Here is a 6,203-nt window from a genome sequence, read left to right on the forward strand (position 1 = left end):
CCAGCAATACCAGAAAGCGGCAAGGCCCGCAAGGCGCCACAAAGGTATTGACAATGGTCGGTTAAAAAAAGTACTTTGCCGGTAAAATGATCAATTTCCTCTCCATTCCATTTCTTGCGCTTGGCGCAGTTCAGCTTCCGGCATCGCTGGTCGTTTGAACGCGGGCGCGAGACACTCAAGACACCTTCATGACGCAAACATCCTCCAAATACACCGAAGCCGGCGTTGACATCGACAAGGGCAATCTTTTCATTTCCCGGATCAAATCCATTGTCTCCGACACCCACCGTCGCGGCGTGCTCACCGACATCGGCGGTTTTTCCGGGCTCTTTGCCATTGGCAACGAGGATCTGAAAAACCCGGTGCTGATCGCCTCCACCGATGGGGTCGGCACCAAGCTCAGCGTGGCCAAACTGTGCAACAAGCACGACACCATCGGCATTGATCTGGTGGCCATGTGCGTCAACGACGTGATCGTCAGCGGGGCCAAACCGCTCTTCTTCCTCGATTATTTTGCCAGCAGCGCGCTTGACCTCGACGTCGCCACCGAGGTGGTGCGCGGCATCGCCGCCGGCTGCAAACAGGCCCAATGTTCGCTGATCGGCGGCGAAACCGCTGAGATGCCGGGCCTCTACCAGCCGGGCGATTACGACCTGGCCGGATTCGTGGTCGGCATCGGCGACCGCAACGCCATCATCGACGGCAGCGACATCCGCGTCGGCGACAAGATCATCGGCCTGGCCTCCTCGGGCATCCACTCCAACGGCTACTCGCTGGTGCGCAAGGTGTTTTTCGAGGAACTGGGCAAAAAGGTCGACGACTATATCGAGGAGTTCGGCTGCACGGTCGGCGAGGAACTGCTGCGGCCGACCCGCATCTATGTGGAAAGCATGGTCAACATCCTGCGCCGCTGCACCATCCACGGTCTGGTGCACATCACCGGCGGCGGCTTCATCGACAACATCCCGCGCATCCTGCCCGCCGGCTGCGCCGCCCACATCACCCGGGACAGTTGGCCGGTGCTGCCGGTGTTCACCTATTTGCAGGAAAAAGGCGGCATCTCGGTCACCGAGATGTATCGCACCTACAACATGGGCATCGGCATGATGGCCATTGTGCCGGAAAGCAACGCCGAAGACCTGCTGCTCCAATTCCGCGCCCACGGCGAGCAACCCTACCTGATCGGCGAGATCAAGGCGGCCCAGGCCGGCAACGACCGCCAGGTGGTCATCGACGGAGTCTGCTGATCGGCCGCTGTTGCCCCGCCAAACCCTGAACGCAAAAAAGCTCCGAGCGACCTGTTCGCCCGGAGCTTTTTTTGTGCCTGTCGCTCGTTGCTTTAGCCGACCTGGCCGCAGTCGGCGTCGCCGCCTTTGAGTTTGTAGATCCCGTGCTGCAAGGCCGGCAAGACCGCCGCCAGATTCTCCCCGGCCGCCTTTTTGCTGCCCGGCAGGTTCAAAATCAGACATCCCTTGCGGATGCCGGCAATGCCGCGCGACCAGACCGCCTGCACGGTTTTCTGCAGGCTGGCCTGCCGCATGGCCTCGGCAAGGCCAGGAATCTCCGTCTCAATCACCGCGCGGGTGGCCTCGGGGGTGCGGTCGCTGGGCGAAACCCCGGTGCCGCCGGTGGTGACAATCAAATCCAACCGTTGTTCGTCCACCCATTGCACCAGGGTTTGCTCGATCAGGGACTGCTGATCCGGAATAATCAAGGCAACGGCAATCTCGTACCCCTCAGCCCGCAGCATCTCCTGCAGCAGCGGCCCGCTGGTGTCTTCGCGCTCGCCGCGCGACCCCTTGTCGCTCAGGGTCAGCACGCCGCACCGGTAGGATCGAGACGGCCCCGCCATTATTCCTCCGCCTTGTCTTTATAGTCGGCGACGATCTTCTCGGCAATCTGGCCCGGCACCTCCTCGTAATGGGAGAACTTCACCGTAAACGCGCCGCGACCGCCGGTCATCGAGGTTAGATCCAGAGCGTACAACAGGATCTCGGCCTGGGGCACATGGGCGTTGATGATCTCGACCTTGTCGGCCGAGTCCATGCCCAGGACGCGGCCGCGCCGGCTGTTGAGATCGCCCATGACGTCGCCGACGAAATCCTTGTGCACCCGCACCTCCAGCTCCATGATCGGCTCAAGTAGGATGGGCTGCGCCTGAAGCACGCCTTTCTTGAAGGCCAGCGAGCCGGCGATCTTGAACGCCATTTCCGAGCTGTCGACGTTGTGATAGGAGCCGTCGATCAGGTTAACCTTGAGATCGACAAAGGGATAGCCGGCAATAACGCCCCGCTCCATGGCCTCCAGGATGCCCTTCTCCACCGCCGGCCGGTACTGCTGGGGAATAACGCCGCCGATGATTTTGTCGACAAACTGGAAATATTCGCCCCGCGCCAACGGCTCCATCTCGATGGTGCAGTCGCCGAACTGACCGCGGCCGCCGGATTGTTTTTTATGCTTGCCCTGGATGGTGACCTTGCCCTTAAGCGTTTCGCGATACGGCACGCGCGGCGAGCGCAGTTCCATCTCCACCCCGAACTTGCGTTTGATCTTCTCGCCGATCACCTCGAGATGCACCTGACCAACGCCGGAGATCAACGTCTCGTGGGTCTGCTGCTCGCGGGTCAGCTTCAGGGTCAAATCTTCGTCAAGCAGGCGGGTGATGGAGGAAAAGAGCTTTTCCTCGTCGCCCTTCTTGGCGCTGACCGCGTAGGCAATCACCGGCGGCAGCGGCTCAACCATCGGATAGATGATGGGGTTGGCCTCCTCGCACAGGGTGTCGCCGGTGGTGGTTTCCTTGAGTTTTGCCACCGCCACCACCATGCCGGGGATGGCCTGCTCCACCGGTTTCTGCTCCTTGCCGGCCATGATGTACAATTGGCCAAAGCGCTCGGCGGTTCCCTTGCTGGCGTTGTAAAAGGCGTCGCCTTTGAGGGTGCCAGAGAAAACCCGGAAGATGGTCAGACGGCCGGCAAAAGGATCGGCCATGGTCTTGAACACCAGGGCGGAGAACGGCGCATCGGCCGCGCCTGGGCGCTCGATGTCGGCCTTGGTTTTGGGATGGATTCCTACCCGGGCCGGACGTTGATCCGGGGAAGGCAGCAGGTTGACGATCGCGTCCAGGACAACGCTGGAGCCCAGATTGACCAGCGAGGCGCAGGCGCAGACCGGTGCCAGTCGGGCGTTTTGAATCGCCGCCGAAAGGCCGGCCTTCAATTCCTCATCGGTCAGTTCGCCTTCTTCAAGGAATTTTTCGATCAGTTCGTCGTCGGTCTCGGCCACATACTCCATCAGGTTGTCCCGCAGGCTGGCGACTTCGGCGGCAAGATCCGCCGGAACATCGGCAACCGTAGCCTTGCCGCCGTCGGCGAACAGCAGGGCCTTGTTGGCGAGAATGTCGACCACGCCCTTGAAGTTGTCCTCGGCGCCGATGGGCAGATACAGCACCACCGGGTTCAAGCCGGTGGCCTCGCGGATGCCGTCGACGGTTTTCTGGAAGTTGGCCCGTTCGCGATCCATCTTGGTGACGCAGATCAGGCAGGGCAGGTGGTTGTCTTTGATCAGGTCAACGAATTTCTCGGTCTGGGCGCGAACGCCCAGCACCGCGCCGACGGTGAGGATGGCGCTGTCGGCCACTTGGGCGGCGAATCGGGTTTCGTTGAAGAAGTTGTCGTCGCCTGGGGTGTCGATGAGAAAGACGTCTTTTTTCTGCCAGGTCAGCTGGTTGAACGCCGCGCCGATGGAAATCTTGCGTTTGATCTCTTCCGGCTCGAAATCCATGGAAGAGGTTCCTTCATCCACCTTGCCCTGCCGTTTCAGCGAACCGGCAGTGAACAACAAGGCCTCGGCCAGGGTGGATTTACCGCTGTTGCCATGTCCAAAAAGAACCACATTCCTGATCTGCTGTACGTCCTGCATGGATACCTCCAGTAAGTGAAACGGATGCTGTATCAATGTTCACGGCAGCATTCGTGCCCGAAAATCGATGAAAAGCCCTTCCTCTTTCGCGGCAAGAATGGTAACCAACGAATCCACAAAAACGAGCCTTTGTTATATTCGTATTAATATTGCAAAGTCAAGCTATAACCTCCTGAAACCTTGATCAATCAATGACCACAGCACCATCGACGCAACCCTCCGGCGCAACCGCTAAAATCGCTCGTTCCGCAGGCGCGGTGAGCATCGCCGTCATGTGCAGCCGGGTCCTTGGCCTGATCCGCGAACAGGTGTTTGCCGGCCTTTTCGGGGCAGGATTTGCCTACGACGCCTTTGTCGTCGCCTTCCGCATTCCCAATCTGCTGCGGGACCTCTTTGCCGAAGGCGCCCTTTCCGCCGCCTTTGTCACTGTTTTCACCGACTACAGCACTAACCGGGGGGCCGAGGCCACCTGGCGACTGGCCGGCAACGTCCTGGTCTTCTTTGCCGCGTTGATCAGCGCCCTCACCCTGATCGGCATGTATTGGGCCGATCCCCTGGTCAACCTGCTGGCCCCGGATTTTCAGCTCATCGGCGGCAAGACGGCCCTGACCGTCAAACTGACCCGGATCATGTTCCCTTTTCTGCTGTTCGTGTCGCTGGCGGCGGTGGTGATGGGCATGCTCAACACCAAGGGCAAGTTTTTCGTGCCGGCCATGAGCTCGACCTTCTTCAACCTGGGCTCGATTGTCGGCGGCCTGGGACTGGCCTGGCTGTTCCCCAAATTCGGGCAACCGGCCATCGCCGGCATGGCCTGGGGCACCCTGATCGGCGGAGCCATGCAGTTGTTGATGCAGTTGCCCGCCCTGCGTCAGGTGGGATTCCGCTTCCGCTTGAATCTCAATCCAACCGACCCCGGCCTGCGACGCATCCTGCTCTTGATGCTGCCCGCCACCATCGGCATGTCCGCCACCCAGATCAACATCTTCGTCAACACCAACTTCGCCGCCTCCTGCGCCCAGGGCTCTGTTTCCTGGCTCAACTACGCCTTCCGTCTGGTGCAATTGCCCATCGGCGTCTTTGGCGTGGCCCTGTCGATTGCCGTCATGCCGGTGCTGGCCAAACAGGCGGCCGAAAAAGATCTCGCCAGCCTCAAGCAGACCTTCACTTCCTCGCTGGTGCTGGTCTTTGCCTTGGCCGTGCCCGCCACCGCCGGCCTGATGCTGCTCTCCCAGCCGATCATCCGCCTGATCTTCGAGCACGGGGCCTTCACCGCCGCCGACACCCTGCAGACCGCAGCCGCCCTCACCTTTTACGCCTACGGCCTCTTTGCCTATTCGGCCATCAAGGTGATGGTGCCGGTGTTCTACGCCATCGGCAACACCAAGTATCCGGTGATCGGCAGCTTTCTCGGGGTGGCGATCAATGTGCTGATCATCTATCAGGTGGTCGATCTCTTCCAGCACCGGGGCATCGCCCTGGCCACCTCCTGCGCCATGATCCTCAACTTTCTCTTTCTTAGCGTGGTGTTGTATCGCAAACTCGCGGGGTATCCGGTCGGTTATCTGCTGCGGGGATTGGCCAAGATTCTCGCGGCCGCCGGTCTGATGTCCGGCTCCATTTGGGGGATGCAGCAACTGCTGGCGCCGTGGGCGAACGGTTCGACGCTGCTCCAGAGCGCGGCCATGGCGGCCTTGATCGGAGTGGGGGTGGGAATTTATGCGATCAGCCTGCAGCTGTTGCGCTTGCCGGAATTCACCCTGCTGACCGGCAAGGTGGCTCAGCGCTTCCGCAAATCGTAGAGCAGTTGCAACTGGGCCAGCAGACTGACCACGGCGGTGTCGACGTGGAGGATGCGGTCGCCCATGGTGAAGCCGTAAAAACCGCAATCAACAAAACATTGCAGCTCATGGTCGGACCAGCCGCCCTCGGGGCCGACCGCCAGCAGGAGCCGCTGCCCCGGTTCTCCTGACACCGGGACGCCGGCCAGGGTTCCCGCCACACCGGGGTGGGCAATCAGCCCCTGACCAGCAAGGGTCGGCAGCACATCCTCGACAAACGGCTTGAATTGGTGATGGATGGTCACTTCGGGCAGCCAGGTGTCCATGGCCTGCTCCATGCCTTCCAGCAGGATAGTGCGGATCTTCTCCGGAGCCAGCACCGGACTGTGGAAAAACGATTTTTCCACCCGACGCGAACGGATGAGATGAAACCGCCGCACCCCCAGCACTGTCGCCTGTTTGAGGATGCGCTGGAGCATGATCGGCCGGGGCAGGGCCAGAATCAGC

At 60.7% G+C, this 6,203-nt stretch carries 5 protein-coding genes; 2 read left to right on the forward strand and 3 right to left on the reverse strand.

The genetic code is table 11. The features are described 5' to 3' along the window. Positions 1-188: 188 nt before the first annotated feature. Positions 189-1,247: a phosphoribosylformylglycinamidine cyclo-ligase gene (gene purM, locus RCH93_RS00655; protein WP_306546097.1), complete on the forward strand. Its 1,059-nt coding sequence runs from the start codon at positions 189-191 to the stop codon at positions 1,245-1,247. Positions 1,248-1,339: 92 nt separating this feature from the next. Here the strand turns inward: purM and RCH93_RS00660 are convergent, their stop codons facing one another. Both RCH93_RS00660 and fusA read right to left on the reverse strand, forming a co-directional pair. Beyond that, positions 1,340-1,852, reverse strand: a complete 513-nt coding sequence (locus RCH93_RS00660) for a molybdenum cofactor biosynthesis protein B (RefSeq protein ID WP_306546099.1) — start codon at positions 1,850-1,852, stop codon at positions 1,340-1,342. Next, on the reverse strand, positions 1,852-3,918 hold the full coding sequence (gene fusA / locus RCH93_RS00665; RefSeq protein ID WP_306546100.1) for an elongation factor G: 2,067 nt from the start codon (positions 3,916-3,918) through the stop codon (positions 1,852-1,854). The genes RCH93_RS00660 and fusA overlap by 1 nt, the downstream gene beginning before the upstream one ends. A gap of 191 nt (positions 3,919-4,109) precedes the next feature. Here fusA and murJ point away from each other — a divergent pair, with 191 nt between their 5' ends. Then, positions 4,110-5,717 (forward strand): murein biosynthesis integral membrane protein MurJ, encoded by a 1,608-nt coding sequence (murJ, locus tag RCH93_RS00670; protein ID WP_306546101.1) that lies wholly within the window; start codon positions 4,110-4,112, stop codon positions 5,715-5,717. On the opposite strand, the gene RCH93_RS00675 is transcribed toward murJ, so the two are convergent. After that, positions 5,696-6,203, reverse strand: a 508-nt coding sequence (locus tag RCH93_RS00675) for an RsmE family RNA methyltransferase (RefSeq protein WP_306546102.1), incomplete at its 5' end; no start/stop codon positions are given. The two genes, murJ and RCH93_RS00675, sit on opposite strands and share 22 nt — an antisense overlap.

This window comes from Desulfobulbus sp. (assembly GCF_030824455.1).
GTDB lineage: Bacteria > Desulfobacterota > Desulfobulbia > Desulfobulbales > Desulfobulbaceae > Desulfobulbus.